General features: G+C 74.1%; 25 protein-coding genes and 1 tRNA gene. 10 read left to right on the forward strand and 16 right to left on the reverse strand.

Going from position 1 to position 26,346, the window contains the following annotated elements:
* Window positions 1-27 precede the first annotated feature (27 nt).
* The 8 genes from gad to AC3X7Z_RS07275 form a co-directional block, all read right to left on the reverse strand.
* Entirely contained in the window at window positions 28-1,404 is a 1,377-nt protein-coding gene (gene gad / locus AC3X7Z_RS07240; RefSeq protein WP_489975487.1) for a glutamate decarboxylase, read from the reverse strand.
* Window positions 1,405-1,596: 192 nt separating this feature from the next.
* Window positions 1,597-2,208 (reverse strand): ACT domain-containing protein, encoded by a 612-nt coding sequence (locus tag AC3X7Z_RS07245; RefSeq protein WP_489975488.1) that lies wholly within the window; start codon window positions 2,206-2,208, stop codon window positions 1,597-1,599.
* 36 nt (window positions 2,209-2,244) lie between these two features.
* A complete protein-coding gene (gene recD, locus AC3X7Z_RS07250) occupies window positions 2,245-4,056 on the reverse strand; it encodes an exodeoxyribonuclease V subunit alpha (protein WP_489975489.1) in 1,812 nt (603 codons plus the stop codon).
* Between the two features lie 61 nt (window positions 4,057-4,117).
* Window positions 4,118-7,480 (reverse strand): UvrD-helicase domain-containing protein, encoded by a 3,363-nt coding sequence (locus AC3X7Z_RS07255; RefSeq protein ID WP_489975490.1) that lies wholly within the window; start codon window positions 7,478-7,480, stop codon window positions 4,118-4,120.
* A gap of 1 nt (window position 7,481) precedes the next feature.
* On the reverse strand, window positions 7,482-10,871 hold the full coding sequence (recC, locus tag AC3X7Z_RS07260; protein ID WP_489975491.1) for an exodeoxyribonuclease V subunit gamma: 3,390 nt from the start codon (window positions 10,869-10,871) through the stop codon (window positions 7,482-7,484).
* 60 nt (window positions 10,872-10,931) lie between these two features.
* The gene (locus AC3X7Z_RS07265; protein ID WP_260988509.1) at window positions 10,932-11,060 is read right to left on the reverse strand and encodes a hypothetical protein; all 129 of its coding nucleotides are present in this window, start codon (window positions 11,058-11,060) and stop codon (window positions 10,932-10,934) included.
* An 88-nt stretch (window positions 11,061-11,148) separates the two neighbouring features.
* Complete coding sequence (locus AC3X7Z_RS07270) at window positions 11,149-11,322, reverse strand: CsbD family protein (RefSeq protein ID WP_186339875.1); 174 nt, start codon at window positions 11,320-11,322, stop codon at window positions 11,149-11,151.
* A gap of 163 nt (window positions 11,323-11,485) precedes the next feature.
* The gene (locus AC3X7Z_RS07275) at window positions 11,486-11,671 is read right to left on the reverse strand and encodes a hypothetical protein (RefSeq protein ID WP_489975492.1); all 186 of its coding nucleotides are present in this window, start codon (window positions 11,669-11,671) and stop codon (window positions 11,486-11,488) included.
* Between the two features lie 110 nt (window positions 11,672-11,781).
* On the opposite strand from AC3X7Z_RS07275, the gene AC3X7Z_RS07280 reads away from it, so the two are divergent.
* A complete protein-coding gene (locus AC3X7Z_RS07280) occupies window positions 11,782-12,603 on the forward strand; it encodes a DICT sensory domain-containing protein (RefSeq protein WP_489975493.1) in 822 nt (273 codons plus the stop codon).
* Window positions 12,604-12,806: 203 nt separating this feature from the next.
* Here the strand turns inward: AC3X7Z_RS07280 and AC3X7Z_RS07285 are convergent, their stop codons facing one another.
* On the reverse strand, window positions 12,807-13,091 hold the full coding sequence (locus AC3X7Z_RS07285; protein WP_186339876.1) for a DUF7218 family protein: 285 nt from the start codon (window positions 13,089-13,091) through the stop codon (window positions 12,807-12,809).
* A gap of 115 nt (window positions 13,092-13,206) precedes the next feature.
* On the opposite strand from AC3X7Z_RS07285, the gene AC3X7Z_RS07290 reads away from it, so the two are divergent.
* From AC3X7Z_RS07290 to AC3X7Z_RS07305, 4 genes are all read left to right on the forward strand, one after another.
* The gene (locus AC3X7Z_RS07290) at window positions 13,207-13,806 is read left to right on the forward strand and encodes a Dps family protein (RefSeq protein WP_489975494.1); all 600 of its coding nucleotides are present in this window, start codon (window positions 13,207-13,209) and stop codon (window positions 13,804-13,806) included.
* A gap of 64 nt (window positions 13,807-13,870) precedes the next feature.
* Complete coding sequence (locus AC3X7Z_RS07295) at window positions 13,871-14,449, forward strand: TetR/AcrR family transcriptional regulator (RefSeq protein WP_489975495.1); 579 nt, start codon at window positions 13,871-13,873, stop codon at window positions 14,447-14,449.
* Complete coding sequence (locus AC3X7Z_RS07300; protein ID WP_489975496.1) at window positions 14,446-15,570, forward strand: SGNH/GDSL hydrolase family protein; 1,125 nt, start codon at window positions 14,446-14,448, stop codon at window positions 15,568-15,570. The genes AC3X7Z_RS07295 and AC3X7Z_RS07300 overlap by 4 nt, the downstream gene beginning before the upstream one ends.
* 22 nt (window positions 15,571-15,592) lie before the next feature.
* On the forward strand, window positions 15,593-16,075 hold the full coding sequence (locus tag AC3X7Z_RS07305; protein ID WP_186339880.1) for a MarR family winged helix-turn-helix transcriptional regulator: 483 nt from the start codon (window positions 15,593-15,595) through the stop codon (window positions 16,073-16,075).
* Window positions 16,076-16,091: 16 nt separating this feature from the next.
* On the opposite strand, the gene AC3X7Z_RS07310 is transcribed toward AC3X7Z_RS07305, so the two are convergent.
* The 3 genes from AC3X7Z_RS07310 to AC3X7Z_RS07320 are packed head-to-tail and all read right to left on the reverse strand — an operon-like array spanning window position 16,092 to window position 20,049.
* Window positions 16,092-16,913 (reverse strand): alpha/beta hydrolase family protein, encoded by an 822-nt coding sequence (locus AC3X7Z_RS07310; RefSeq protein WP_489975497.1) that lies wholly within the window; start codon window positions 16,911-16,913, stop codon window positions 16,092-16,094.
* Between the two features lie 50 nt (window positions 16,914-16,963).
* Window positions 16,964-17,791 carry a nucleoside hydrolase gene (locus AC3X7Z_RS07315; protein ID WP_489975498.1) on the reverse strand — a complete coding sequence of 276 codons (828 nt, stop codon included), beginning with the start codon at window positions 17,789-17,791 and terminating at the stop codon, window positions 16,964-16,966.
* A complete protein-coding gene (locus AC3X7Z_RS07320) occupies window positions 17,788-20,049 on the reverse strand; it encodes an LLM class flavin-dependent oxidoreductase (RefSeq protein WP_489975499.1) in 2,262 nt (753 codons plus the stop codon). The genes AC3X7Z_RS07315 and AC3X7Z_RS07320 overlap by 4 nt, the downstream gene beginning before the upstream one ends.
* A 63-nt stretch (window positions 20,050-20,112) precedes the next feature.
* Between AC3X7Z_RS07320 and AC3X7Z_RS07325 the strand changes: the two genes are divergently transcribed.
* Window positions 20,113-20,472, forward strand: a complete 360-nt coding sequence (locus AC3X7Z_RS07325) for a winged helix-turn-helix transcriptional regulator (RefSeq protein WP_206054468.1) — start codon at window positions 20,113-20,115, stop codon at window positions 20,470-20,472.
* 17 nt (window positions 20,473-20,489) lie between these two features.
* Here the strand turns inward: AC3X7Z_RS07325 and AC3X7Z_RS07330 are convergent, their stop codons facing one another.
* Together AC3X7Z_RS07330 and AC3X7Z_RS07335 are read right to left on the reverse strand one after the other, a co-directional pair.
* Complete coding sequence (locus tag AC3X7Z_RS07330) at window positions 20,490-21,056, reverse strand: hemerythrin domain-containing protein (RefSeq protein ID WP_489975500.1); 567 nt, start codon at window positions 21,054-21,056, stop codon at window positions 20,490-20,492.
* A 20-nt stretch (window positions 21,057-21,076) separates the two neighbouring features.
* Entirely contained in the window at window positions 21,077-21,901 is an 825-nt protein-coding gene (locus AC3X7Z_RS07335; RefSeq protein ID WP_222129347.1) for an amidohydrolase family protein, read from the reverse strand.
* Between the two features lie 130 nt (window positions 21,902-22,031).
* Between AC3X7Z_RS07335 and AC3X7Z_RS07340 the strand changes: the two genes are divergently transcribed.
* Both AC3X7Z_RS07340 and AC3X7Z_RS07345 read left to right on the forward strand, forming a co-directional pair.
* On the forward strand, window positions 22,032-22,622 hold the full coding sequence (locus AC3X7Z_RS07340; protein WP_186339885.1) for a DUF2867 domain-containing protein: 591 nt from the start codon (window positions 22,032-22,034) through the stop codon (window positions 22,620-22,622).
* Window positions 22,623-22,666: 44 nt separating this feature from the next.
* Window positions 22,667-23,281, forward strand: a complete 615-nt coding sequence (locus AC3X7Z_RS07345) for a TetR/AcrR family transcriptional regulator (RefSeq protein ID WP_489975501.1) — start codon at window positions 22,667-22,669, stop codon at window positions 23,279-23,281.
* Here the strand turns inward: AC3X7Z_RS07345 and AC3X7Z_RS07350 are convergent.
* On the reverse strand, window positions 23,263-23,613 hold the full coding sequence (locus tag AC3X7Z_RS07350; protein ID WP_489975502.1) for a DoxX family protein: 351 nt from the start codon (window positions 23,611-23,613) through the stop codon (window positions 23,263-23,265). The two genes, AC3X7Z_RS07345 and AC3X7Z_RS07350, sit on opposite strands and share 19 nt — an antisense overlap.
* Window positions 23,614-23,692: 79 nt before the next feature.
* Between AC3X7Z_RS07350 and AC3X7Z_RS07355 the strand changes: the two genes are divergently transcribed.
* On the forward strand, window positions 23,693-24,145 hold the full coding sequence (locus tag AC3X7Z_RS07355) for an SRPBCC family protein (RefSeq protein ID WP_489975503.1): 453 nt from the start codon (window positions 23,693-23,695) through the stop codon (window positions 24,143-24,145).
* A gap of 102 nt (window positions 24,146-24,247) precedes the next feature.
* Here the strand turns inward: AC3X7Z_RS07355 and AC3X7Z_RS07360 are convergent.
* Window positions 24,248-24,320 (reverse strand) — tRNA-Arg (locus AC3X7Z_RS07360).
* 171 nt (window positions 24,321-24,491) lie between these two features.
* Between AC3X7Z_RS07360 and AC3X7Z_RS07365 the strand changes: the two genes are divergently transcribed.
* Window positions 24,492-26,330, forward strand: a complete 1,839-nt coding sequence (locus AC3X7Z_RS07365; protein WP_489975504.1) for a phosphoenolpyruvate carboxykinase (GTP) — start codon at window positions 24,492-24,494, stop codon at window positions 26,328-26,330.
* Window positions 26,331-26,346: the final 16 nt, after the last annotated feature.

A 26,346-nucleotide genomic window follows, 5' to 3' on the forward strand; every position in this document is an offset into this window, starting at 1 on the left:
GCTCCGGGGGGCTCCTGCGGCAGACCCTCAGTGGTGGAAGGCGGGGTGGGGAGCCTCGACCGGCATCGGCCCGTCGAGGTTGTCGAGGTAGACCGTCTCCTTCTCGATGTCGGCGAGGAGGTCGGCGGCCAGGTCCATGCTCAGGCCGTTGCGCACCACGATCCGCTGGACCGTGAGGTCGGTCATGTCGTCGGGCATCGGGTAGGCCGGCACCAGCCAGCCCTTCATCCGCAACCGGTCCTGAAGGTGGTAGAGGTTCCAGTTGTCGGTGTGGCCCTTCTTGAGACGCCAGGCGAAGACGGGGATGTCGCTGGCGTCGTTCCACAGCTCGAACGCGTCGATCTTGGCGATGCCCTCGGCGAGGAACTTCGCCACCTTCTGCGACTCCTGCTGCACCGACCGGTATCCCTCGTAGCCCAGTCGCAGGAACATGTAGTACTGCAGCAGCACCTGGGCGCCCGGCCGGGAGAAGTTCAGCGCGAAGGTGGGCATCTCACCGCCGAGGTAGCTGACCTCGAAGACGAGGTCCTCGGGCAGCCACTGGCGCTCGCGCCAGACGACCCAGCCGAGGCCCGGGAACACCAGGCCGTACTTGTGGCCCGACGTGCTGATCGAGTGCACGCGCTCGAGGCGGAAGTCCCAGAGGAGGTCGGGCTGGAGGAACGGTGCGATCATCGCCCCGGAGGCTCCGTCGACGTGGATGGGGACGTCCAGGCCCGTCTTGGCCTGGATCTCGTCCAGCGCCCGGGCGATGTCGGCCACCGGCTCGTACATGCCGGTGTAGGTCACGCCCATGATGGCGACGACGCCGATGGTGTTCTCGTCGACGTACGTGTCCAGGTCGTGGCCGTCGAGCGTCTTGTGCTCCTCGCTGATGGGCACCAGGCGGGCCTCGACGTCGAAGTAGTTGCAGAACTTCTCCCAGCACACCTGCACCGCCGAGGACATCACGAGGTTGGGCTTGGTGGCGTCCTTGCCCGCCTCGCGGCGCGCGTGCTGCCAACGCCGCTTGAACGCGAGCCCGCCCAGCATGCACGCCTCCGAGGAGCCGATGGTCGAGGTGCCGATGCTCGTCTCGGGGTCCGGCGCGTTCCACAGGCCGGCGAGCATGTGCCAGCAGTTGTCCTCGATCGCGGCGGTCTGCGGGTACTCGTCCTTGTCGATCATGTTCTTGTCGAACGCGTTCTCGTACACCTGACGGGCTTCGTCGTCCATCCACGTCCCGACGAAGGTCGCCAGGTTCAGCCGCGAGTTGCCGTCGAGGATGGTCTCGTCGTCGACGATCTGCTTCGCCGTCGCCGGCAGCGACTCCTGCTGGGGGATGGTGCGGCGCGGGGCGACGGTCGCCTCGCCAGGCCGAGAGAAGAGCGGCTCCGACGGGCCATCTGCCTGGTGTGAGGTCATGACTCATCTCCGATCTGCGCGGTTGCGTGGGTCCTCAACCGAGGCTAGGCGCACCAGCGCCGCTGACCAGAGGCGTCCGACCGGTGCCCTTCGGCCCGGTGGGCCGGTCGGCGGGCAGCCTCCGCCGCGGCTGGCACGACCGGCCCGGAACGGGTGGCGCCGGACGCCGCGCGCACGCGTGGAGCGGAGCGCTCAGGCGCGGCTGATCGTCATCGCCAGGCCCAGGAGGTGCCCGAACCGCGCGAGCTCGGAGTCGAGGAACTCCGGGCCGCCGCGACGTCCCATCAGGACGAGGTCGTCGCCGAAGGGAGCGGCGCACTCGACGTAGACCTCGTCGCCCGGCAGGCGGGTGGGGGTGGCGACCTGCTCGACGTCGTAGGCCGACGGCGCGGCGTCGGTGGCGTGGACGACCTGCGCCCCGACGCCGTCGACGCCGGGCGTGACGCGGGCCGCCCAGTCGACGCGGAAGGCGACCGGCAGCATCTCGACGAGCCGGTCGGGCGCGGTGGAGGGGTCCTCGGTGAGGGCCTCGACGACCTCGAGGTCGAGGAAGAGGTTGCCGCCCGCGGCGTAGCGGTTGATCCACAGCACGCTGACGCCGTCGAGGGTGCCGCAGGCGGAGACGACCGAGTCGGGCATGGTGCCGTGCGCCATCTCGAGGAGCACGTCGTCGACGGCGAAGCCGTCACGCTTCTCGACGATCTCGATCGCGTCGATGTCGCCGCCGGCCTCACCGATCGCGGTCGCGACACGACCCAGCGACCCGGGGACGTCCGGGAGCTCGACGCGCATCAGGTAGGGCATGCGTCGAGGCTAGCGGTCACGCGTGTCATGCACATTTCAGACGCGCGACGGCGGGGCGCCGACGCCGTGGTCGTCGTCATGGTCGCCGGAGCGCCCCGCGGCCGCGAGCCGCACCGCGAGGCCGCTCGCGCGCTGGGCGCGGCGCCCGATCGCCGCCCGGATCGCCGGCTCCGAGCCGACGACGCGCACGCGGGACCGGGCCCGGGTGACGGCGGTGTAGAAGAGCTCGCGCGAGAGCAGCCGGGAGTCCTCGTCGGGCAGCAGCACCGTGACGACGTCGGCCTGCGAGCCCTGGGACTTGTGGATCGTCATCGCGTGCATGGTCTCGACGTCGCCGAGCCGGGAGGGCGCCAGGTCGCGCGGGCCGTCGCTGGCGGCGATCACCGCGCGGGGCCCGGCGGGCGTCAGCACGACCACCCCGCTGTCACCGTTGTAGACGCCCAGGTGGTGGTCGTTGGCCGTGACCAGCAGCGGCCGACCGACGTAGGCCCGCTCGTGGAGCGGGTCACCGGTGACGGCAGTGAGCCAGTGCTCGATGCGCCGGTTCCAGTGGCGTACGCCGAACGGTCCGTCGCGGTGCGCGCAGAGCAGGCGGTGCCGGTCGAGCGCCGCGAGCGCCCCGGGCACGTCGCCGCGCTCGGCGGCGTCGCGCACGGCGAGGGCCGCGGCGAGCGCGGTGGTGCGGATGCGTGAGGACGGGTCGGACTCGTCGACCCACTCGACGGCGTCGTGCCCTGCGGCGAGCACCTCCAGCGCGGCGTCGGCGTCACCGGTGCGCAGCGCCTCGGCGAGCGCACGGATCTCGGGGCCGAAGCGGTGGGTGGACTCCAGCGCCGTGACCGGTGAGTCGGAGCGTCCCGCGAAGCCGCGCACCACGTCGCTGAGCACCGCCCCGGCCTCGACCGACGAGAGCTGGTGCGGGTCGCCCACCAGCACCAGGCGCGCGTCGGGGCGCACCGCCTCGAGCAGGCGCGCCATCTGGGTCAGCGAGACCATCGACGACTCGTCGACGACGACCACGTCGTGGGGAAGCCGGTTGCCGCGGTGGTGGCGGAAGCGGGTCGAGTTGCTCGGATCGGGTCGCAGGAGCCGGTGCACCGTGGAGGCCGTGACGCCGGCCAGGCGCAGTCGGTCGGCCTCCTCGAAGGCCTCCGCCTCCTGGTGCACCGCCTGCTGCAGGCGCGCCGCCGCCTTGCCGGTCGGGGCGGCCAGCGCGATCCGCAGGCCGCGCGGGTGCTGGTCGAGGAGTCCCACCAGGAGCGAGGCGACGGCGGTGGTCTTGCCGGTGCCCGGGCCGCCGGTGAGCACGGTGGTCCACTGGGCGGCTGCCGCGAGGCAGGCCGCCACCTGCTCGTCGTAGGTCGTCTCGGGGCGCGCCCGCTGCATCGCCGCCACCACCCGCGCCATCGAGGCGCGCATGAGGTCGGGGTCGTGCTCGGGCGCGGTGGCCGCGCGCGAGAGCAGGTCGTCGACGACCTGGGACTCCTGCTCGTGGTAGCGGTCGAGGTAGAGCAGGTCGTTGTCCCAGCGCACCAGCCCGGCCGTGACCAGGGGGCTCGCGGCGATTGACGCGGTCCAGTCGTCGGTCTCGGGCCAGGGTAGGTCCGGCGGGTCGGCGACCGTCGCCAGGTCGACGCACACCGACCCGCCGCGCACGGCACGCACGGCCAGCGCGACGGCGAGCAGCACCCGCTCGTCGGGCTCCTGCCCCAGGCGGCCGAGGGCGGCGGCGACGTGGACGTCGGCGCTGGTGAGGACGCCGGCGGCGTTGAACGCCGCCAGCAGCCCGGTGGCGCCCAGCGCCAGCCGGGCGTCGGTGCCGTCGACCGGCTCGAAGAGGTCGCTCATGCGGGGTCCCTGCGGCGTCGGTCGGAGGAGCGGTGCGGGGGAGAGGGACGGCGCGGGGCGTTCACGGCCGCACCCCGTCGAGCAGGTCGGACACCGACGTGACGAGGGCGACCGGCGGCTGCCACGAGAAGACGCCGCACGGCCGGCCGTCGACGCTGGGCGTCTCGGGGCCGCACATGCCGCGCAGGTAGAGGTAGAGCACCCCACCGAGGTGCTCGGCAGGCTCGTAGCCCGGCAGCCGCCAGCGCAGGTAGCGGTGGAGCACCACGACGTAGAGCAGCGCCTGGAGGGGGTAGTCGGAGTGCCCCATCGCCTCGTCGAGGACGGCCGGCCGGTAGTCCCAGGCCGTGGCGGGCGTGGCGCGGTCGCCCAGCCAGTTGGTCTTGTAGTCGACGGTCAGGTAGCGGGTGCGGCCCTCGACCGGCACCCGGACCACGACGTCGATCGAGCCGGTGAGGTAGCCCAGCAGACGCTGCCCCGCGAGGTCGGGATCGGACTCCAGCGTCGCGGCGAAGGCCAGCAGCGGGTCGCCGGCCGGGAGATGGGCACGGAGCAGCGGGCCGAGGTCGCCCAGGACGACCGGGGTCGCGTCGCGGGCGGCGGCCAGGTCGCCCCCGGCGAGGGGCACCTCGAAGTCGAGCTCGCGCAGCCGGTCGCCGACGTGGATCTCGCGCAGCGTCAGCCCGCCCGCCAGCGGGCCCAGGGGGGAGTCGCAGACCGCCACGAGCGCGTCGGCGAGCACGTCGGCGTCGACGTCGACCGCCCACCAGGCCCGGTGCTCCTCGATCTGCGCGAGGAGCTCGGCGCGGAGGTCGGGCGAGGCGGGGTCGGCGTGCTCGAGGACCTCGTGGACGAGCGAGCCGAACTCCGCGCCCACCGGCAGGTCGGCCATCGGCGAGTCGACGGCCGCCAGGTCGAGGTCGGGCTCGGGGACGGGCCCGTCGTCGAGCGCGTCGAGCTCGACGTCGTCGAGGTCGGGCGCGTCGTCGGGCTCGGACAGCACCCGCTCGGCGGCACCGCCGTGCGGGGCGCCGGCGGCGGCCAGCGCGGAGTAGGACGTGCGGCGCCAGTCGGTGTCGACGTCGCGGTCGAAGCGGCGCACCGCCAGCGGGGGGAGGTCGCGCTGGATCGGGGTGGTGTCGACGGGTCCGAGGACGGCGAGCTCGGGCTGCGGTCCGCCGGCCGCCTTCCAGCGGCCCAGGATCTCGACCAGCTCGTCGTCGCCGACGACCGGCTGCTCGTCGTTGACGCGGGCGTGCCCGGGCGCTCGCCCGAAGAGCATCCGGTGGAGCGGCGCGCTGGCGGTGTTGTTGGCGGTGGGGCAGTACCAGGCGACGACCTGCGACTGGGCCCGGGTGAGGGCGACGTAGAGCAGCCGGAGGGACTCGCCGGCATCCTCGTGACGGCTCGCGGCGACGGCCGCGTCGCGCCACCGGCTCGGACCGCCGACGTCGCGGCAGCGCTCGCCGTCGGCGTCGTGGAAGAGCGGGACGTCCTCGTCGCGCACCCAGCGGTCCCACAGCGTCGGCAGGTAGACGACGGGGTACTCCAGCCCCTTGCTGCCGTGGATGGTGACCAGCTGGACGGCGGCGGCGTCGGAGTCGAGCCGGCGGGTGCGCTCGGAGGCGACCTCGACCTTGTCGTCGGCCACCTGCGTCCGCAGCCAGCCGAGCAGACCGACCACGCCGAACCGCTCGCTGACGGTGACCTTGTGCAGCGCCTCGCCGACGTGGCGCAGGTCGGTGAGCGTTCGCTCGCCGCCGACGCGGCCCAGCACCCGGGAGGTGAGCCCGTCGAGCACCGCGCTCTCCAGCACCGCGGCCACCCCGCGGGCGGCGAAGACGTCGGCGAGGCGGCGTACGTGCTCGCTCAGCGCGTCGGTCGGGTCGGGCGTGGCCAGGAGGTCCTCGGCCGTGCGCCCGAAGAAGTCGGTCAGCGCCGCGGCGCGCACCCGGTCGGCGCGGTGGGGCTGCTCGAGCGCCTCGAGCAGCGTGAGCCACTGGGTGGCCGCGGCGGTCTTGAAGACTGAGCCGCCGGCGTTGAGCACGGCGGGCACCCCGACGGCGGCCAGGGCGTCCTGCGCGGCGAGCAGGTCGGCTCGACGGGCGGCGAGCACCGCGACGTCCTTGGGCTCGATCGGCCGGGTCTCGTCGCCCGCGCCGACGGTGGCGTCGCTGGTCAGCAGCCGCTTGACGTCGGCGGCGAGGTCGGTGAGCACGTGCTGGCGCCAGTCGCCGATGCGCGGACGCCGGCGCCCGAGCTCGTCGTGGCGCACCACCCGCAGCCGGAACGGCGGCCCGGCCCCGTCGAGCCGGGGGGCGCGGTGGTGCGCGGACACGGGGTGGACGGCGATGCGCTCGTCGCCCAGGGCGGCGCCCTCGACCAGCACGTGGAGCGAGTCGAGCAGCGGCTGGTCGGCACGCCAGTTGACCCCGAGGGTCTGCCGGGTCGTGGCCTGCTCGGCCGCCTCGAGGTAGGTGACGATGTCGCCGCCGCGGAAGGCGTAGATGGCCTGCTTGGGGTCGCCGATGAGCACCAGCGTGGCGACGCCGTGGAACGCCCGCTCGAAGACCTGCCACTGCACCGGGTCGGTGTCCTGGAACTCGTCGATCAGCGCGACCTTCCAGCGCTGGCGCATCCGGGCGCGGGCCGGGGCGTCGTCGTCGCGCAGCGCGTCGGCGAGCTGGCCGAGGAGGTCGTCGTAGGACAGCACGCCCAGGCGGCGCTTGCGGCGCTCGATCTCGCCGAGCACGTCGCAGGCGAACCGCACGCGCGCGGCCGGGAGCCCGTCGGGCTCCTCGACCAGCGCCTCCTGCGGCGCCACCCGGGCGCGGGGATCGCCCACGACCGCGCGGGCGATGCCCAGCGCGTCGTCGCGGGTCCACGAGGCGTGCTGCTGACGGGCGAAGAGGTGGAGGTAGCGGTCGTCGGTGACCTCGGTGGTCAGCTGCTCCAGGTCCTCGACGAGGACGGCGCCGGTGTCGGTGTCGCCGGCGACGCCGAGGCTGCGCAGCACCAGCTGGCAGAACTGGTGGATGGTGGCGATGGTCGCGGCGTCGAACGAGGTCAGCGCCTCGGTGAGCCGGGCGCGGCGCACGACGCGCTCGGCCTCGTCGGCGTCGAGGAGCCAGTGGTGCAGGCGGTTGGCCGGGTCGGCGGTGGTCGGGTCGGCGAGGACGGCGGCAGCCTCGTCGAGCTGGCGGCGCACCCGGTCGCGCAACTCCTGGCTGGCCGCGCGGGTGAAGGTGACGACGAGCATCTCCTCCAACGTGGCCACGCCCTCGACGACGTAGCGCGTCACCAGCGCGGCGATCGTCCAGGTCTTGCCGGTGCCGGCGCTCGCCTCGAGCAGGGTGGTGCCCGTGGGCAGGGGGCCGCAGATGTCGAAGGTCTCCATGGCAGCCAGGTCGGGCAGCTCGCTCATGTCAGATCCCCCGCACCAGCTCGTGGGCGAGCAGCGGCGACCAGACCCGCAGGGCGTAGTGGCCCAAGCGGTGGGGGGCCGCGGTGCCACCGGCCGGCTCGTCGACTGCGGCCCGCTCGTCGGGGAGCAGCGGCGCCGCGAGCAGGTCGTAGGGGGCGCGCTCGCCCCAGGCGCGGACGTGCCACTGGTCGCCGTCCTCCTTGGGGAAGCCGGACTCGTTGAAGCGCGGGGTCTCCCACTCGGCGCGGGCCTTGGCGTCGGGGTCGGCCTGGCTGCCGCCGCCCGCGCGGGTGGCGATGGCGAACTCCTCGGCGTAGGCCAGGCTGGTGCGCACCGGCAGCGGCAGGGGCTCGCAGCGTCCGCGCTCCATCACGGCCACGAGGTCGCGCAGGTGGGCGCGGGCGTCGTCGTCGGGCATCGGGGACACCAGCGCCCGACGTCCGGATCGCCCCCACCGGCCGATCGTGTGGGCGGTCCAGTTCTCGTCGGGGTGGCCGGCGGCCAGGGCCAGGGCGTCGAGCCACGCGGCCAGCCGGTGCTTGGCGCCGAGGCTGGAGTAGCTCACCGCGACGAGATTGTTGCCGAAGACGCCGCCCACCGTGCCGGTCAGCCGGCGGTCGCCGAGGTCGATGTCGACGTCGAGGGTGCGGGCGGGACCCCGGCGCAACGGCACCGCGGCCTCGACGAGCGGACGCACCCGCTGGACGATCTCGGTGAGCATGGCGGCGCCGAGGTCCTCGGGCGGGAGGAGCCCGCGCAGCTGCTCGGCGAGCATCGCGGCCTGGGGCTCGCCGCCGTCGAGCACGTCGCGCACCAGCCGGTCGCCGACGTCCCACTTCTCCAGCCCGTCGAGCGAGATCGGGATCGCGTCCTTGGTCTCGTCGACGTCGTAGGGGGTGGTGATGCGCAGCTGGTGGCGCAGGAAGCTGCGCACCGGGTGGGCGAGGAAGTCGTGGAGGTCGGCGAGCTCCACCTCGCGGGCGGGCTCGGGCGGCGCGAGCGGGCCCGGCACGAGCGAGCGCGGCGCCGGCCGGGGTGCCCGCGCCGCCTGGGCGCCGGCGAGTGCCGTGCGGTCGAAGGAGAAGGGGCGGTCGCCGGGGGCGACCAGCGCGCCTGCGGTGAGGTTGGCCTCGTCGAAGGGCTGGAGCGGGTGGTGGACGAGGACGTGGTCCCGCACGGGCGCGCTGGCCGTGCGGTCGAGCGCGTCGAGGAGCTCGCCGAGCGGGACGGCCGGCGGCTTGTCGTCGTTGGTGTGCTCGCCGCGGCCGGCGTAGGTCACCACGAGCGTCTCGGTGGCGGCGCCGATCGCGTCGAGCAGGAGCTGGCGGTCCTCGGAGCGGATGTCGCGCTCGCCGGTCATCGGTCGTCGGGCCAGCACGTCGTCGCCGTCGACGGCCTCGAGCCGCGGGAAGACGCCGTCGTCGAGCCCGACGAGGCACACCACGCGGTGCGGCACCGACCGCATCGGCACCATCGTGCAGACCGTCAGGGTGCCGGTGCGGAAGTTGCTCCGCGTCGGGCGCCCGCGCAGCCGGTGGCGCAGCAGCGCGCGTACGTCGGCGTGGCGCAGGCGGGTGTCGTGGTCGCCGACGCCGGCGTCGATGCGGGCGAGCTCGCGGTCGAACTGCGCGACCCGCCAGGCGTCGTCGGTGCCGCTGAGGGTGAGCCCGTGCACCGCCCGGCCGAGCGCGCCCGTCCAGTCGCCGACGGTCGTCGCGGCGGCCGCCTCCCGCACGAACGCGTGGAGGCGCTCGACCATCTCCACGAAGCTGCCGACGAGGTCGAGGTGGCCGTCGCCGACGTCGTCGAGCGGCAGCGTGCCGCCCACGGACCGGTGCCCCTCCCCGGACATCGCCGCGCCCAGCAGGACCCGCTGCAGGCCGGCGAGCCAGGTGTTGGCGTCGAGGTCGAGGCCGAAGCCGGCGCGGTGGTCGCGGTCGTAGCCCCACCGGATGGCTGCCTGGTCGACCCATCGCGCGATCCGCTCGAGATGGTCGTCGGTGAGGCCGAAGCGGGCCCGGACCGGCTCGGTAGCGGCGAGGTCGAGCACGGCGGTGGCCGTCATCCGGCCGGCGGCCAGCTCGACGAGGTCGGCGGCGACCCCGAGGAGCGGGTTGGTCGCGCCGGGGGACCGGTCGGCGAGGCGCACCCGCAGGCGGTGCGCCGGGTGCCCGACGTCCTCGTGGGCCACGTCGGCGAGGCCGAAGCCCGCCGAGATGAGCGGGGCGTAGGTCTCGATGTCGGGGCACATCACGAGGATGTCGCGCGGCTCGAGCGTCGGGTCGTCCTGGAGCAGCCCGACCAGGACCTCGCGCAGCACGTCGACCTGTCGGGCGGTGCCGTGGCACGCGTGCACCTGCACGGACAGGTCGGTGCGCGCCCGTACGCGCCCGGCGCGGGTGCCCGCGTCGGCCAGCCGGTTGGCCCGCAGGTCGGACTGCAGCCAGCCGAGCAGGGTGGCGGGATCGGCGTGGCCCGACGGGTGCTGCTCGGGATCGAGCTCGCCGAGCGTGCGGCGCAGCTCGCGCGTGTCGCGGCCGAGCGAGGCGAGGAGCGGGTGCGCGACGAGGTCGGCGGACCGGTCGTCGGCCCGCGGCACGGGCCCGGCCGCCGCCGTCGAGGCCAGCGCCTCCCAGAGGGCGGGGGAGGGCTGCGGCAGCCACAGGTGGACGTCGCGGCGCCCGGCCAGGGCGCGCAGCAGCTCCACCTCGGTCACCGGCATCCGGGTGTGGCCGAACAGCGAGAGGCGGCCGGGCAGGTCGAGCCCGTCGTCGCCGTCGCGCAGCAGCCGCAGGGTCGTCTCGTGGCGCAGGTCGGGTGGGGGCGCGTCGACGCGGGCGAGCAGCCGGCGCCACAGCTCGGCCTGCCACCGCAGGTCGGTGTCGAGCGGCCCGCCCGCGCCGTCGGTGTCGCGTCCGGCCCTCCAGTCGCGCACCAGCTGCGGACGCTGGACGGCGTAGGAGGAGAGGAGCCCGGCGAGGCGGCGGGCCACCGCGTAGCGGCGTGCGGAGCGCTCGTCGCCGGGATCGCCGGCGCCGAGGTGGCGGGTGAGGTCCTCGAACCCGGCAGTGCCCATCGCCTCGTCGACCACCTCGAGCAGGGGCCAGGCCAGGCGGTCGGGGCTCCACGGGTCGTCGGCGTCGCGGTCGAGCAGCATCGACACCAGGGAGGACGGGGTGACGAACTCGACGCCCGCGCACACGCCGTCGCCGCCGCGCGCGCCGACGCCGAGGCGGTGCGAGAGGCGCTGGGTCAGCCAGCGCTCGATGCCGCGGGCCGGCACGACGACGACCTCGCGCGCGAACGGATCGGGCAGCGGGGTGACCAGCAGGTCCGCCAAGCCGTCGGCCAGCGCGTCGGTGCGCTCGGCGGTGTGGAGGTGCAGGGTCACGGGCGCCACCCTATGAGCGCCGACCGACACCCGCAGCGGAGGCGGGCGGTGGGGGGCGCGTCAGCGGGCGAGCAGGTAGACGACCACCATCAGGGCGAGGGCGAGGAAGAGGCCCACGAGGGCCCCGGTGAGCATGACGGGGCGGCCACTCTGCTTCGACGGATCGATCTTGTCGGGGTCGTTGGTCATGGCCCGCTCGTACCCAGCGACCGGCGCGGCATGCGCGGCGTACGCGGCTGCCGCGCCGGTCGGCGAGCGGATGGCCCGTGCAGCCGGATCAGCCCTTGAAGGCGTCCTTGACCTTCTCGCCGGCCTGCTTGAGGTTGGCGCCGGCCTGGTCGGTCTTGCCCTCGGTCTCGAGCTTCTCGTCGTCGGTGGCCTTGCCGGTGGCCTCCTTGGCCTTGCCCTTGAGCTCGTCGGACTTGTTGTCGAACTTGTCGTCCAGACCCATCGTCGTTCCTCCTCTGAGGTAGGTGCGGGACCAGCTGGTCCTTCCTCCAACCTGCCACGGCGGTGGTCGGACAAGGACACCCGTCCGGGTGGACCGGGCCGGGGGTCCACCCGGCCCACCCTGGGGCCCGCCCGGGGCGTCGCCCTGACTGACGGAAGGGAGGTCAGGACGACGCGCGCAGGGGTGCGGGGCCGGAGCCGTCGGCGGGGCCGACCTGGGGGCGCGGCTGCTCCGGCGGTCGGGTGTGGGCGATCTCGTCGGCGCGGAGGGCGTCGAGGCGCCAGATCACGGCGCAGCCCACGATCGCGACGAGGATGGCGACGGTGCTGATGAGGATCATGCTGCCCATGGGAGTCTCCTGACATCCGAAGGAATGGGACAAAAACCTCTACACACCTGTATAAGTTATGCGAGCATCCCTGACAAGGGTGTGGGCGTCGGTTTCTCGAGGAGGTCGTGGTGACGGACGGGTTCAGCATCGGGGTGCTGGCGGCGCGGGCAGGCGTCACGCCGGGCGTGCTGCGCACCTGGGAGCACCGGTTCGGGTTCCCCTCCGGCCAGCGGTCCGCCTCGGGGCACCGGCGCTTCACCGACGCCGACGTCGAGCTGGTGCGGCGCGTGCTGGAGGTGCGCGAGACCGGCCTCCCGCTCCAGGTGGCCATCGACTCCGTGGTGCGTGAGCAGGAGGTCCGCGGTGAGCGGTCGGCCTTCGCGGCGGCCACCTCGGCCGCCCCGGGCGTCCGGCCGCTGCGGCTGCACCGGCGCGCCCTGATCGCCGCGTCCCACGCGGTGGAGGACGAGTGCCTGGCCCGGGGCGACCGGTCCGTCGTGCTCGGGGCGTTCCAGCTCGGGCACCGCTACGCCTCCTCGCGCCACCGGTGGGAGGAGCTCGGGCGCACCGCGGCCTGGTCGGCGGTGGTCGCCGACTTCGACGACGAGACGCCCGCCGACCTCGCCGCGGCGCCGGTGCGGTGCCAGCTGCCGGCCGACTCCCCGCTGCGCCGGGAGTGGGCGGTGGTGTGCCTCGGGGAGTCCTACGCCGCGCTCGTCGCCGCGTGGGAGGTGCCCGCCGCGGCGAGCTACGAGGCGGTGATCAGCACCCACCGCGGGGCCGCGGTGGCGGCGGGCCGGGTGCTCGCCGACGTCGTACGCGCCGCCGGCGGCGAGGTGCCCCCGGCGGCCGCGCGCCTGCTCGACGTCGCCGCCCCGGCCCCGGCGACCTCCGCGACCGACGCCGACCGGACCTGGCTCCGCGCCCTCGCCGAGCTCGACCCCCGTTAGTCGAGTGGGCGCATCTTCGCCGTGATCTCCCGCCGAGTCGGCGCATCCTGACCACAGTTCGCCCCCGAGGCGGCGCATCTTGGGCCGGTTCGATGGTCCAGTCGGCGCGTCGTGTGCCGGCTCGAGGGTCCAGTCGGCGCATCGTGAGCCGGCTCGACAGTCGAGTGGGCGCGTCTCGAGCCGGCTCGAGCGCCGGGTCGGTCTCAGTGGTTGCGGAGCGCGTCGATCAGCTCGGCCTTCGACATCGTCGAGCGGCCCTCGATGTCGAGCTCGGCGGCGCGCCTGCGCAACTCGTCGACCGTGCGGTCCTCGTAGGCCGTCGCCTCGCCGCCGCGCTCGCCGACCGACGAGCGGCCGCGGGCGGCCGAGGCGTTGGCGATGCGGGCCGCCTTCTCCTTGCTGGCGCCGTCGTCGCGCAGGGCCTCGTAGACCTCCGCGTCCTTGACCGACGGTCCGGGATCCTTCGTCGTCGTCTTCTTCTCGGCCATGCGGACCACGGTGCCACCGGCTCCGCGACGGCTCCTCACCCGAGCGGGGGAGGGGGCCGACGAGGCCGGTGCCCCGCCCGCGACGGGCTTGCGCGCCGGGCCTAGGTTGGAGGACATGACCAAGAAGACGACACGTACCGCCACCCCGTCCCAGGTCACCAGCGACGCCGACGCGCCGCTGACCGTCCCGGGCCTCGACACCGCGACGGGCCACGCCGTCGCCGACGCCCTGCAGATGCGGGTGCACGCCCTCAACGACCTCGCGCTCACGCTCAAGCACGCGCACTGGAACGTCGTGGGCCCGCACTTCATCGGCGTCCACGAGATGCTCGACCCGCAGATCGACGGCGTCCGCGCCATGGTCGACGTGCTCGCCGAGCGGATGTCGACGCTGGGCGTCCCGCCCAACGGCCTGCCCGGCGCCCTCGTCGCGGCCCGCTCGTGGGACGACTACGACCTCGGCCGCGCCGACACCGCGGCGCACCTCGCCGCCCTCGACCTCGTCTACGCCGGCATCATCGCCGACCATCGTGCGGCGATCGAGGCGGTCGAGGACGACCCCGTCACCGAGGACATCCTCACCGGGCAGACCGGAGAGCTCGAGCAGTACCATTGGTTCATCCGGGCCCACCTGCAGGGCGCGAGCGGCGCGCTCGTCAGCGAGGGCGCCAAGGACGAGGTGGACGCGGCGCGCAAGGCCACCCGCAGCCGCTGATCAAGGGCCCCCTTCCTCATGCCCTAAGGTGAGAGCCTCACCGCATGAGGAAGGGGGCCGCACCATGCCCCGAGCCGGGTTGACCAGCGGGCGCGTCGCCGAGGCCGCCGCCGAGCTCGCCGACGAGGTCGGCCTCGATCGCGTGACCCTCGCGGCGCTCGCCCAGCGCTTCGGCATCGCGACCCCGAGCCTCTACACCCACGTCCGCAGCGCCGACGACGTCCGCGTCCGGGTGGCGCTGCTCGCGCTCGAGGAGACCGCCGAGGCGGTCGCGGCCGCGCTCGCCGGGGTCGGCGGCCGGTCGGCGCTGGTCGCCCTCGGCGGCGTCTGGCGCGACTACGCCCGCGCCCACCCGGGGCGCTACGCCGCCACCCGGCTGCCGCTCGACGCCGAGGCCGCCGCGGCCAGCGCCGGCCCGCGGCACGCCGAGCTGACCCGGTCCGCCCTGCGCGGCTACGCGCTGTCGGCCGCCGACGAGACCCACGCGGTGCGCCTGCTCGGCGCGACCTTCCACGGCTACGCCGCCCTCGACGCCGCCGGCGCCTTCGGCCACGGCGGTGCGAGCGCCCCCACGTCCGACGACACGTGGGAGCGCGTGCTCGACGGGCTCGACACCCTGCTGCGCTCCTGGGAGGCACGATGATCGACCCCGCCCTCGTCGCCGGCGCGCTCGAGCTCGAGCAGACGGCGCGCGGCCTGCTGCCGCACCGGCTGCCCGCGTGGGCTCGCCGTCAGACCGACGACCCGCAGCTGCGCCTCGTCGAGGCCCAGCCCGCCGGCGTACGCCTCGCGCTGCGCACCGCGGCCACGCGGCTCGAGCTCGACGTGCTGCCCACCAAGCGGCGCTACGTCGGCGCGCCCGCGCGGCCCGACGGCTGGTACGACGTGCTGGTCGACGGCGAGCTGGTGCAGCGGGTGCAGGCGCCCGGTGGCAACGTGCTCGACGTCGACATGATGACCGGCGCCAGCACGCTCACCGCCGGCGAGCCGGTCACCCTGGTGATCGACCTGCCCGCGCCCGACGCCGCGGGGGAGCGCCACGTCGAGGTCTGGCTCCCGCACGACGAGCAGACCGAGCTCATCGACCTTCGGGCCGACGGCCCGCTCGCGCCGCTCGTGCAGAAGCGGCCGCGCTGGGTGCACCACGGCAGCTCGATCAGCCACGGCTCGGTCGCGACCCACCCCACCGAGCCCTGGCCCGTGGTGGCCGCCCGTCTCGCGGGCCTCGACCTGGTCAACCTCGGGCTCGGCGGCAGCGCGCTGCTCGACCCGTTCGTCGCCCGCACCCTCCGCGACACCCCGGCCGACGTGATCAGCCTCAAGATCGGCATCAACCTCGTCAACACCGACCTGCTGCGCCGCCGTGCGCTCGGTCCGGCGCTGCACGGCTGGCTCGACACGATCCGCGACGGCCACCCGCGTACGCCGATCCGGCTGGTCTCACCCGTCCACTGCGGGATCCACGAGGCGACGCCCGGCCCGACGGGCCCGGACATGGAGGCGCTGGCCGAGGGGCGGGTCGCCTTCGTCGCCACCGGCGACCCCGAGGCGGTCGGGCGGGGCGCGCTGACCCTGGAGGTCGTGCGCGAGGTGCTCGCCGAGGTGGTCGAGCGGCGCGCCGACCCGCACCTGGCGTACGTCGACGGCCTCGCGCTCTACGGCCCGGCGGACGCCGAGCGGCTGCCGCTGCCCGACAACCTGCACCCCGACTCGCAGACCCACCGGCTCATCGGGGAGCGGTTCGCCGCGTTGGGCGAGTGGTAGCGGCCCGCCGTAGGGTGCCGCCATGCCACGGCGTTCCTCGGACCCGCCCCCGCCCGTGCTCGACGAGCCGGGCAGCAACCTGCTGCTGGACCTCTTCGTGCTGGACCAGCGCATCGGAGCGCTCCTGAAGACCGCGCTCCTGCGCGAGGGGGTCGCGCCCGCCCACTACGCCGTCTACGGCCAGGTGCACCGCGGAGCGGACACCCCCGGCCGCCTCGCCGAGCGGCTCTCGCTGTCGCCGGGCACCCTCACGGGCTACCTCAACCTCCTGGAGCGTCGGGGCCACCTGAGGCGCACGAGGTCGGAGAGCGACGGACGCTCGGTCACCCTCACGCTGACCCCGGCGGGCGAGGCCAAGCGGACGGCGTGCGAGGCGATCGTGGCCGACGTCGTACGCCGCCTCGACCGGTCGGTCGGGGGTGCGGCCGCGCGGGACGAGCTCCGGGCGGCGCTGGGACGCATCGCCCACGGCCTGGACGACGTGTCCGCGACCTGGCACCGCTGACCAGCGGCTTCCGCGCCTACCGGTCGTTGCACGCCTCGGGCCGGCCGGAGCAGACGAACTCCAGCACGGCCCGTCCCACCCGGGTGGGACGGCGGTCGACGTCGAGCAGCATGTCCCACCCGTGCCCCGAGGGCGCCTCGACGAACGTCGCGCCCGTGCGCGCCGCCAGCCGTCGGGCTCGCGCGAACTCGCCGGGGTCGCCGTCGCTGCGCGCCCGGACCACGAGGCCGGGCTCGTCGACGTCCCCGGCCACGTCCAGCAGCCACTCGCCCTCCCAGGCGCTGGGGCCGGAGAGGTCGACCCAGCTGTCGACCTCGGCGCCCGCACCCACCGCTCGCACCGTCTGCGACCCGCCCATCGAGGCGCCCATCAGCACGACGCGGTCCGCCCCGAGGTCACGCAGGTGGTCGATCGCGAGCTCGACCTGGGTCTCGATCGGCACGTCGTCACACGCGGACTCGCCGTAGCCGCAGGGGTCCATGGGCAACGACGTGATCCCGGCACGTGCCATGACGGCGGCATAGGGCAGCCATCCGCACAGGCCCGCCGGGCCGATCTGCGGGAGCAGCACGACCGCCGTCGTCGCCGGGGAGTCGCCCACGATGGCCCCGACGATGTCCGTGCCGTCCCCCTCCAGCACGACGCGCTCGACCGGCACGCCGTCCGGGTAGGCGCTGAGGCAGCGATCCGCCAGGGAGGTGACCTCCGCAGTCGGCGGCTGCGGGGCGTCCGCGGGGTCCGGATCGTCGGCACAGGCCGACGCTCCCGCGCCCAGCAGCGCCGCCACCAAGGCGAGCCGCACCGACCTGCGCAGACGGGGACCGAGACGGCTCGACATGCCCACAGTGTTTCGCATTCGAAGTACGTGCGCCAGAGCGCCGTGCCTCCTCAGTGCGCGAGCAGCGCCTCGACGAACGTCCGTGCCACCGCCGGGGCGTCCACCTCCACCGCCACCGGCAGCACGCGGCCGTCACCGGCCTCGGTGAGGTGGGCGCCCACCTGCCCCATCCGTCGCGGCTCGACGCGGAACAGGTGCGGGTGGGTGAGGAGGACGAGCGCGCCGGCGTCGCCGACGAGGTGGGCGCGGCGCACGGCCAGCAGCGCGCCCGCCAGGGCCGCGGCCGGGCGGGCGGAGGACCGGAGGCGCTCGACGTCGCCCGGCGCCACCGCGACCTGCTCGAACACGTCCGCGACGTAGAGCGTCGTGGGTCGCTCGCTCGCCAGGACGTGGGCGGTGGCGTCGGGGTCGTGGGCGGCGTTGAGCTCGGGCGGCTCCTCGACCGCGAGCTCGCCCGCGACGAGCACCAGGTCGTCGGCGAGGTGGGCGAGCGAGGCCAGGTTGGTCTGGGGTGCCAGGCCGGCGAGGGTGACCGGGCCGCCGTCGGCCGCGGTGCGCAGCACGGCCACGGGGTCGGCGTACGCCGACTGGCGCGCCGACGCCAGCCGGACCCCGCCGAGCCCGTCGGGGCCGTGGTTGCTCGCGCCCTCCCGCGCGCCGGCGCCGGAGAGCGTGGTCGTGGCGCCGAGCGCCACGGGCACCTCGCGGGCGCCCGCATGGCCCAGGACGGCCGCGGAGTTGCGGGCGGCCACCTCGGCCGGGACGTTGCCGACCACGGTGGTGACCCCGCAGAGCTCCAGGGCCGGGCTGGTGACGGCGTAGAGGAGCGCGAGGGCGTCGTCGATCCCGGTGTCGACGTCGAGGACGACCCGCCTCACGCGGCCGGGCCCTCAGAGGCGAGGTCGGCGGCCGTGGCGACGGTCGGAGGGATGAAGAAGTTGTCGCGGAACAGGCCCGTGGGGTCGAACCTGGCCTTGAGCTCGCGCAGCCGGGCGAGGTGGGCCGGCGGGAAGGCCCGCTCGAGCCAGACCGGTCCGGTGCCGGTCTCGAAGCTGAGGTAGCTGCCGGACAGGTGCGGCACCAGCCGCTCCCAGGCGTCGTCGAAGCGGCCGTCGGCCCCGAACGCCGACAGCGAGAAGCCCGCGCTGCGCCCGGCGTAGGCCGTGGCGTGGCTCGGCACGTCGCTGACCGCACCTCCGACCGCACGGAGGGAGAAGAAGTAGGACGACCCGCCGTCGAGCAGGGCGGCCACCTCCGCGGCGAGCTCGGGGGTGAGGTGGTCGGCCAGCCCCGAGTGGGTGCGCGGCTCGCCCTGGCCCTGCTGCGGCTCGTCGCTGCCGAACAGCCCCATCACCTGGTCGTACGTCGTCAGGGCGACGTCCTGCTGCACGAGCGGCGCCACCTCGGCCACCGGCTGCAGCCGTGCGACGACGGTCTCGGGGTCGTCGGACTCGACGACGAGCATCGCCTGGGCGATCCGCTGCCCACCGCGCCGCCGGCCGAGGACGACCTGACCGGTGACGCTGCGGTCGGCCTCCTCGATCGCGCGGCCCCACCGCTCGAGGAACGTCGCGGTGTCGCTCGCGTCGAAGGCGAGCTGGGCGAAGGCGATGGTGCCCACGCGGGCGGCGGTGAAGTCGAAGGAGGTGGCGATGCCGAAGTTGGCCCCGGCGCCGCGCACCGCCCAGAACAGGTCGGGCTCCTCCTCGGCCGTCGCCCGGACCACCCGGCCGTCGGCCAGCACCAGCTCGACGGCGGTCAGGTGGTCGATGGTGAGGCCGTGCGAGCGGGCGAACCAGCCGATGCCGCCCGCGGTCGCCAGCCCGCCGACCCCCACGCCGCCGTAGTCGCCGCTGCTGATCGCCAGGCCGTGCGGGGCCAGCGCCCGGGCGACGCCGGCCCACCGGGCGCCCGGCCCGATCCGCACCGTGCCGGCCTCCGGGTCGAGCACCTCGATGGAGTCGAGCGCGCTCACGTCGACGACGAGCCCGCCGTGGTTGAGCGAGCGGCCCGAGATCCCGTGCCCTGCGCTGAGGATGCCGAGGGGCAGGTCGCGGTGCTCGCTCGCGACGGCGACCGCCTCCTGCACCTCCGCCACGGTGCGCGGTCGCAGCACCAGGCCCGGCGCGCCGCCCCGCAGGTAGGCCGAGCGGTAGCGGGCGTAGGCCGCGTCACCCGGCTCGACGGCCCGCTCGGCCAGGGTGTCCGGGAGGTCGTCGTACGCGATGCCGGGCAGCCGCCGCGCGAGCGCCGCCGGACCGCGCACGGTCGTACGCACCGTCGTGCCGCTGGCGCTGCGCGCCTCGGCGACCCGCTCGCGGACCTCGTCGAAGAGGCCGGCGAAGCGGCGCAGGCCGCCCTCGTCGTCGCCCGTCACGATGAAGGTGCTGACCCCGTCCTCGACGGCGAGGCGCACGAGGTCGTCGGCGCCCAGGTCGGGGCCGACGTTGAGCAGGCGGGTCACCTCGGCCGGGTCGCGGCCGGCCTTGCGGGCGGCGGCGTCGATGGTGGCCATGCCGCGCCGGAGGTCGCCGGGCTGCAGGTAGGCCAGCGAGGGCAGCCAGCCGTCGGCGGAGCGCCCGATCAGCCGCAGCATCCGGGGCTTGAGGGCGCCGAGCCAGATCGGCACCCGGTGCGACGGCGCCGGGCCGCGCTTCGCGCCGTGGACCCGGTGGTGGGAGCCGGGCACGGCGAGCACCGAGCGGTCGCCGGTGTCCCAGATGCCACGGATGATCTCGATGGCCTCGGCCAGGGCGTCGACCGCCTCGCCGGGGGCGAGCCGGGTGCCGCCGTAGGCCTCGATCGCGTCCCAGAACCCGCCGGCGCCCAGCCCGAGCGCCACCCGGCCGCCGCTGAGCAGGTCGAGGCTGGCCACCGACTTGGCGAGCACCGCCGGCTGCCGCAGCGGCAGGTTGAGCACGTTGCCCGAGAGGTGGATCCGCTCGGTGCGAGCCGCCGCGTACGCCATCAGGGTCCACGTGTCGAGGAACGACGGCTGGTAGGGGTGGTCCTGGAAGGTCGCGAGGTCGTAGCCGAGGTCCTCGCTGACCAGCGTGAGGTCGACGGGTCGTTGCGGCGTCGCGGCCGTGGGGGTCAGGAAGGTGCCGAAGCGAAGGGAGTGGCCGTAGTCGGGCATGCCCCAAGGATCCGTCCTCGACGCCACCGGGACAACCTGGGGTAAGCGGGTTACGATGGGTAAGTGACCCGGACCCTCGCCCCCCGCGACCTGATCGACGACGCCACCTGCCGCGAGGCGACCCCGATCCTGGAGTTCGTCGGGCGCCGCTGGACCGGAGCGATCATGCTCGCCCTCGGTCGCGGTGCGACCCGGTTCGGCGAGATCGAGGCCGCGGTCGACGGGCTCTCCGCCCGCCTCCTCACCGCCCGCCTGCGCGAGCTCGAGGCCCACGACCTCGTCGAGCGCGAGGTCGTGCCGTCGACCCCCGTCCAGGTGCGCTACCGGCTCACCCCGCGCGGACGCGACCTGCTCGCCGCCCTCCAGCCGCTGATGGCCTACCAGCTCCGCTGGGGGCACCAGGAGTCCCGCACGACGGGGTGAGCGGCGCCCGGGGGCAGCTAGACGAGGAGCCCCAGCAGTCCCAGCGGCTCGGCCATCTCGGCCTCCTCGTAGGCGAAGTGCGACTCGAGGTCGGTCCGGAGGTCGGTGACCGCGGCCAGCATCTCCTCGACCCGGGCCGGGTCGGACGCGACGGCCACGGCCAGGTCGTCGACCCGTTCGAGGTGGGCGTGGACGACCAGGTGCTCCTCGCCCAGCCGCACGGCGACGGGGCGGTACCTCTCCAGGGTCGCGACGGCGGGGAACAGGCGCTGGTCCTCGATCGAGTGGTGCATCGTCAGGAAGCGGCAGACCTGCCCGCACATCCCGGCGACCTGCTGGGCGGTCAGTGCCGGCGCGAGGCCGTGGACCCCTGCGCGCACCGCCGCGAGGTCCCCCGCTTCGATCTGGCCCGCCCCGTCGCCCGCCCCGTCCCGTACGCCCTCCACGGCGCGGCTCAGGGCTGCCAGCTGGGCGCGGAAGTGGTCGTGGATCATCCGCAGGTGGTCACCGCCCACGCGCTGCTGGGGCGTCAGCTCGACCGAGCCCGCCACGCGCGGACGGGACTCGTCGTCGATGGGCGGCACCCGTCGATCCTAGGCGCAGCTCAGCGCGGGTCGGGCAGGTCGAACACCCGGCGGGCCGTCGTGCTGAGGAACGCCGCGACCACGTCGTCGCCCCACCCGAGGTGGGGCAGTCCCTCCAGCGCGCGAGCAGCGCTCAGCATGGGGTGGTTGGTGCCGAACATGACGCGCCCGCGGCCCACTCCCGCCGCCAGGTCGACGAAGGCGGTCGGCAGGCGATGGACGGCGTACGCGGACGAGTCGACGTAGAAGTTGGGGAACTTGAGGACCAGCGACGTCACCTCGTCGAGCCACGGGAAGCCCACGTGACCACCGACGACCACGAGCTCGGGGAAGTCGAGCAGCACGCGCTCGAGGTGGGGGATGGGGCGTCCGGTCTCCGAGGACCTGAGCGGCCCGGTGTGGCCGATCTGGGTGCAGAAGGGCAGGCCCGTCTCGACGCATGCTGCATGGACGGGGTAGTAGAGCCGGTCGTCCGGTGGCAGGTCCCAGAGCCACGGGACCACCCGCACCCCCACGACCGCGTCGTCGCTCGCCAGCTCCCGGATGGTGCTCACCGCATCGGAGGGCCGGTGCAGGTCGACGCTGATGAGGGCGCGGAACCGGTCCGGCCGCGTGCTCACCGCATCGAGCACCTCGTCGTTGCTGATCAGCGCACCGGTCGGGCCGTGCCAGGCGGACAGGAGCGCGATGTCGACGTCGGCCTCGTCCATGGTCGCGACCGTCCGCTCCACCGGGACGACGATGTCGCGGCTGTCCTGGCGCGTCCAGCGGAGCAGGCTCGCCATCCACGGCTGCTCGGCCATGCGCGGTGTGACCTGCTGTGCCCATACGTCGACTGCTCCCACCGGGTCCTCCTCGGGCGACTCGCCGCGGCCTGCGCTGGACCGCGGACGTACCACATGGTACATACGTGTTGTACCATGTGGTACGCATCCGCGTCCCGCCGCAGGGCACCCGACGAACGGAGAGCACCTCATGAGACTGCCGCGACAGGCCCATGTCGACCAGCCGTGGCGCATCCACGACGCCACCCGGGACTTCACCCTGGAGGACGTCTGGGCCATCGAGACCAACGGGGCCGGCGACGAGTTCGGCTCCCTCGTCGCGGCCTTCGTCGAGGACGACTTCCCCGCCAGTGCGCCGCGCATCGTCCAGGTGCTCTGGGCTGCCCGCTGGCGGATCGGCCAGCTCCTCGGGTGGGACCGGCCGGAGTCGGGGCTCGGCGACCGGGTGGCATCGCTGCGCGGCCGCCTGCCCGCCGACCTCGTCCGGGCACCGCGCAGCGACCTCCCGGGCGTACCGTTCGTGACGCTCTACGAGACCGGGGACGAGTGGGCCGCCGAGATGGCCAACCGCACCGTCCACACGGTGATGCACCTCGGCTGGGTGGCGGACGGCCGCGGCGGTCATCGCGGCCAGATGGCGGTCCTCGTGCGTCCCAACGGCCGCCTCGGGCGCGCCTACATGGCGCTCATCAGGCCGTTGCGTCACCGGGTCGTCTACCCCGCACTCCTCAACGGGATCGAGAGGCGGTGGCGCGAGTCGCGGACCGAGCCGGCGTCGTGACCGGCTCAACGTCCGGAGCCGCGCCGTCGTCTAGGGTTGCGGGTGTGTCGGAGCGGAGCAGTGGGGACTCTGCGGGGCCCACCGACCCGCGGCGTCGGCTGCTCGACGCCACGATCGAGCTCATGGCCCGCGAGGGGAGCGGGGGTTGGACGCTGAGGCGTCTGGCCGAAGAGGTCGGCACCAGCCACCGGATGCTCATCTACCACTTCGGTTCGTTCGACGGCCTGCTCGTGGCGGTCGTCGAGGAGGTCGAACGCCTGCAGCGTGAGCGGCGGGTCGAGCTCGCCTCCATCCACCCGGACCCCATCGCCGCCGCACGCGCGATGTGGCGCTCATTGTCGAGCCCCTCGGTCGCCCCGCACGAGAGGTTGTTCTTCCAGCTCTACGCCGCCGGCCTGCAGGGGTCCGGCGCGGCGGCAGAGCTGCCCAAGAGCTCCGTCGAGGAGTGGATGGAGCCCCTGACCGGCATGTTCGCCGCCGCGACCGGGGACGCGGAGCACGCGCCGGTCGACGCGCGTCTCGGCATCGCGGTGGTCCGCGGACTGCTGCTGGACCTGCTCGCCACCGGCGACACGGAGGCGGTGGCGAGGGCGCACGAGCGCTACCTGGACTTCTACGCCGCCCTGCTCCGTGACACGGCTCAGGCGAACGAGGCGTAGAGCACCCCGAGGCACACGGCGAGCATCCCCGTCGCGTTGACGAAGAGGTTGCGGCCGAGGTCCCGCGCCCTGAGGTGGGCGCCGATGGCGAGGACGAAGTACACGACCAGGCCGGCCGTGGCCGCCGCTGCCAGGTAGGGCACGACAAGGCCCACCAGCAGTCCCGCGGCCGCGGCGAGCTTGACCACCGGGAAGACCCAGCGCCAGCGCGTCGGGAACCCGACGTCGTCGAAGCACGCGGCGATGAACGCGACCGGCTTGACGCACAGCAGGCCGTCGACCACCTGGAGTGCCGCCAGGGCGATGACGGGCCAGGAGGGATCTGGATACATGGGAGGCACCTTCGACGAGGACGATGTACCATATGGTACACACCGCGATCGCGGAGTCCAGGAAGGGACGGTGGGTGCAATGGCCACGGAGTGCAGCAGAAGAGTCGTGATCGACGCACCGAGCGACGACGTCTGGCGGGTGCTGGCCGACGTCGAGCGGATGCCGGAGTGGACCGCGTCCATGACGAGCGCGCGGATCGTCGAGGGGACCGCCACCGGGGCGGGGGTGGGGCTCGGCCTCGCGGTCGAGATCGAGCAACCGCGCATGCCCGCGATGGTGTGGACCGTGGATGAGCTCACCCCGGGACGACACTTCCGATGGGTCGCGACGAAGTCCGGCGTCACCACCTACGGCGACCACTGGGTCGAGCCGATCGACGACGGGTCGCGGACTGCTGTGCGCCTCGGCATCCGCCACACCGGTCCGCTGGCGTCCCTGATCGGAGCGCTGACCCTGCGGAGGACCGCGAGGTACGTCGACCTGGAGGCGGAAGGCCTGAAGGCGCGGTGTGAGGCGACCGCCGGCCGCTGACCTGGCGTCCCTGGCGAGCCGGTGCGGGTCGGGACCGCCTCGCACCAACGCACGATCGCCCCTGTCCCGCGTCTCCGCAGCTCAGGGGCGATCCATGTCTTGCGCGCCTGTAGGGATTCGAACCCCAAACCTTCTGATCCGTAGTCAGATGCTCTATCCGTTGAGCTACAGGCGCCCGTCTGCGCGAACCGGCGGGCTCGCGACGACTGGTCGAGGATAGCCGACGCAGTCCGAAGCGGCGAAATCAGCACCCCCGGGAGGACGGATCGGGCGAGGCGGCGGTGCCCTAGGGTGCCAAGCAACCCGCATCGCGGCGACGCACCGCCGCACGACGAGAGGGAGCGCCATGACAGATCTCGAGGCAGTGATGGACGAGGCCGGGTTGACCAACCCGAAGGTTCGCGAGTTCGTGAAGGAGTACGCCGAGCTCACCGGGGCGGAGCGCGTCGAGGTGGTCAACGCCTCCGACGACGCCCGGCTGATCGAGGAGTCCCTCGCGGCCGGTGAGCTGCAGCCGGCGGGCGAGGGCCGCTACTACTCCCGCAGCTACTACAAGGACACCGCCCGCTCGGAGGAGCGCACCATCGTCGCGACCAACGACGAGAAGGACCGCGGCGTCTACAACAACTGGCGCCCCGCCTCGGAGATGAAGCCGCTGCTGCGCGAGCGGATGCGCGGGGCGTCGACGGGCAGGACGATGTACGTCATCCCCTACCTGATGGCCCCCGCCGGCAACCCGCTCGAGCGCTGGGCGGCGGGCGTCGAGCTCACCGACACGCGCACGGTCGCGCTCCACATGATCCGCATGGCCCGCGTCGGCGTGCAGTTCGTCAACGACCTCGACGACCCCGACTCGTTCGTCCGCGCCGTCCACGTGACCGGCGACCTCGAGCACCTCGGTCAGGGCACCCCCGACGACCAGCGCTACTTCGTCACCGTCGCCGACGAGCGCACGATCCTGCACTTCGGGTCTTCCTACGGCGGCAACGCGCTGCTGGGCAAGATCGCCCACGGCCTGCGGCAGGGGGCGTACGACGGCTGGGCGAGCCGGAAGTTCCTCGCCGAGCAGTACATGCTCATCGGCATCCACGACAAGCAGACGGGCCGCACCTACCACGTCTGCGGCGGCTTCCCGAGCGCCTCGGGCAAGACCAACCTCGCGATGATGGCGGCCCCCGACGCGCTCGGCGATCGCTACCACGTGGCGTTCTACGGCGACGACATCGCGTGGCTGTGGGTCGACGAGGAGTCCGGCCGCCTGATGGGCATGAACCCCGAGTACGGCGTGTTCGGCGTCGCCAAGGACACCAACGAGACCACCAACCCCAACGCCCTGCACTCCGTCGACGAGGGCTCGAAGGCGATCTTCACCAACGTCGCCTACAACCCGTCGACGGGCGAGGTGTGGTGGGAGGGCAAGACCCCCAAGCCGCCGTCGGACGTGCGCGGCTGGCTCGACTGGACCGGCTCCCCGCTGGCCGACCGCAAGAGCAACGACACCGCGCCCTGGGCGCACCCCAACAGCCGCTTCACCACCACGCTCGACAACGTCCCCAACATCGCCCCCGACTACGACGCCCCGCCCGGCGTGCCGATCGACGCGATCATCTTCGGCGGCCGCACGAGCGACCGCGAGCCGCTGATCCGCGCGATCACCGACCTCGCCGAAGGCGTCTACGACGGCCTCACCCTGGGCGCCGAGGCGACGTTCGCGGCGGAGGGCGTCGACGGCCAGCTGCGCTACGACCCGATGTCCAACCGCCCCTTCATGGCCTACGGCGAGGGCGACTACGCGCGCCACTACCTCGACATCGTGGGCGCCGCGAAGGAGCAGCCGATCTTCGCCCACGTCAACTGGTTCCAGAAGGACCCGCAGGACGGTCACTTCCTCTGGCCCGGCTACCGCGACAACCTGCGCCCGCTGCTCTGGCTGCTCCAGCTCAAGAACGGCGAGGTGGAGGGACGCCGCACGGCCGTGGGCATCCTGCCGACCGAGGAGGAGCTCGACCTCTCGGGCATGGACGTGCCGGCGGAGGACCTCGAGCGCATCCTGAGCATCGACAAGGAGCGCTGGCAGCAGGAGATGGGCTTCCGCGAGGAGCACCTCGCGCAGTTCGAGCGGATGCCCGAGGAGATCTGGGAGGCCCACCGCCGCGTCGCGGCGGACCTCGACGAGACCGACTGAACCCGCGCGCGACGTC

This window comes from Nocardioides sp. Z24_21, assembly GCF_058134345.1.

Coding starts and splice junctions, on each gene's coding strand:
- gad (WP_489975487.1), bottom strand. CDS start 1,404: ATGACCTCACACCAGGCAGATGGCCCGTCGGAGCCGCTCTTCTCTCGG.
- AC3X7Z_RS07245 (WP_489975488.1), bottom strand. CDS start 2,208: ATGCCCTACCTGATGCGCGTCGAGCTCCCGGACGTCCCCGGGTCGCTG.
- recD (WP_489975489.1), bottom strand. CDS start 4,056: ATGAGCGACCTCTTCGAGCCGGTCGACGGCACCGACGCCCGGCTGGCG.
- AC3X7Z_RS07255 (WP_489975490.1), bottom strand. CDS start 7,480: ATGAGCGAGCTGCCCGACCTGGCTGCCATGGAGACCTTCGACATCTGC.
- AC3X7Z_RS07265 (WP_260988509.1), bottom strand. CDS start 11,060: ATGACCAACGACCCCGACAAGATCGATCCGTCGAAGCAGAGTGGCCGC.
- AC3X7Z_RS07270 (WP_186339875.1), bottom strand. CDS start 11,322: ATGGGTCTGGACGACAAGTTCGACAACAAGTCCGACGAGCTCAAGGGC.
- AC3X7Z_RS07275 (WP_489975492.1), bottom strand. CDS start 11,671: ATGGGCAGCATGATCCTCATCAGCACCGTCGCCATCCTCGTCGCGATC.
- AC3X7Z_RS07285 (WP_186339876.1), bottom strand. CDS start 13,091: ATGGCCGAGAAGAAGACGACGACGAAGGATCCCGGACCGTCGGTCAAG.
- AC3X7Z_RS07290 (WP_489975494.1), top strand. CDS start 13,207: ATGACCAAGAAGACGACACGTACCGCCACCCCGTCCCAGGTCACCAGC.
- AC3X7Z_RS07295 (WP_489975495.1), top strand. CDS start 13,871: ATGCCCCGAGCCGGGTTGACCAGCGGGCGCGTCGCCGAGGCCGCCGCC.
- AC3X7Z_RS07300 (WP_489975496.1), top strand. CDS start 14,446: ATGATCGACCCCGCCCTCGTCGCCGGCGCGCTCGAGCTCGAGCAGACG.
- AC3X7Z_RS07305 (WP_186339880.1), top strand. CDS start 15,593: ATGCCACGGCGTTCCTCGGACCCGCCCCCGCCCGTGCTCGACGAGCCG.
- AC3X7Z_RS07310 (WP_489975497.1), bottom strand. CDS start 16,913: ATGTCGAGCCGTCTCGGTCCCCGTCTGCGCAGGTCGGTGCGGCTCGCC.
- AC3X7Z_RS07320 (WP_489975499.1), bottom strand. CDS start 20,049: ATGCCCGACTACGGCCACTCCCTTCGCTTCGGCACCTTCCTGACCCCC.
- AC3X7Z_RS07340 (WP_186339885.1), top strand. CDS start 22,032: ATGAGACTGCCGCGACAGGCCCATGTCGACCAGCCGTGGCGCATCCAC.
- AC3X7Z_RS07350 (WP_489975502.1), bottom strand. CDS start 23,613: ATGTATCCAGATCCCTCCTGGCCCGTCATCGCCCTGGCGGCACTCCAG.
- AC3X7Z_RS07355 (WP_489975503.1), top strand. CDS start 23,693: ATGGCCACGGAGTGCAGCAGAAGAGTCGTGATCGACGCACCGAGCGAC.
- AC3X7Z_RS07365 (WP_489975504.1), top strand. CDS start 24,492: ATGACAGATCTCGAGGCAGTGATGGACGAGGCCGGGTTGACCAACCCG.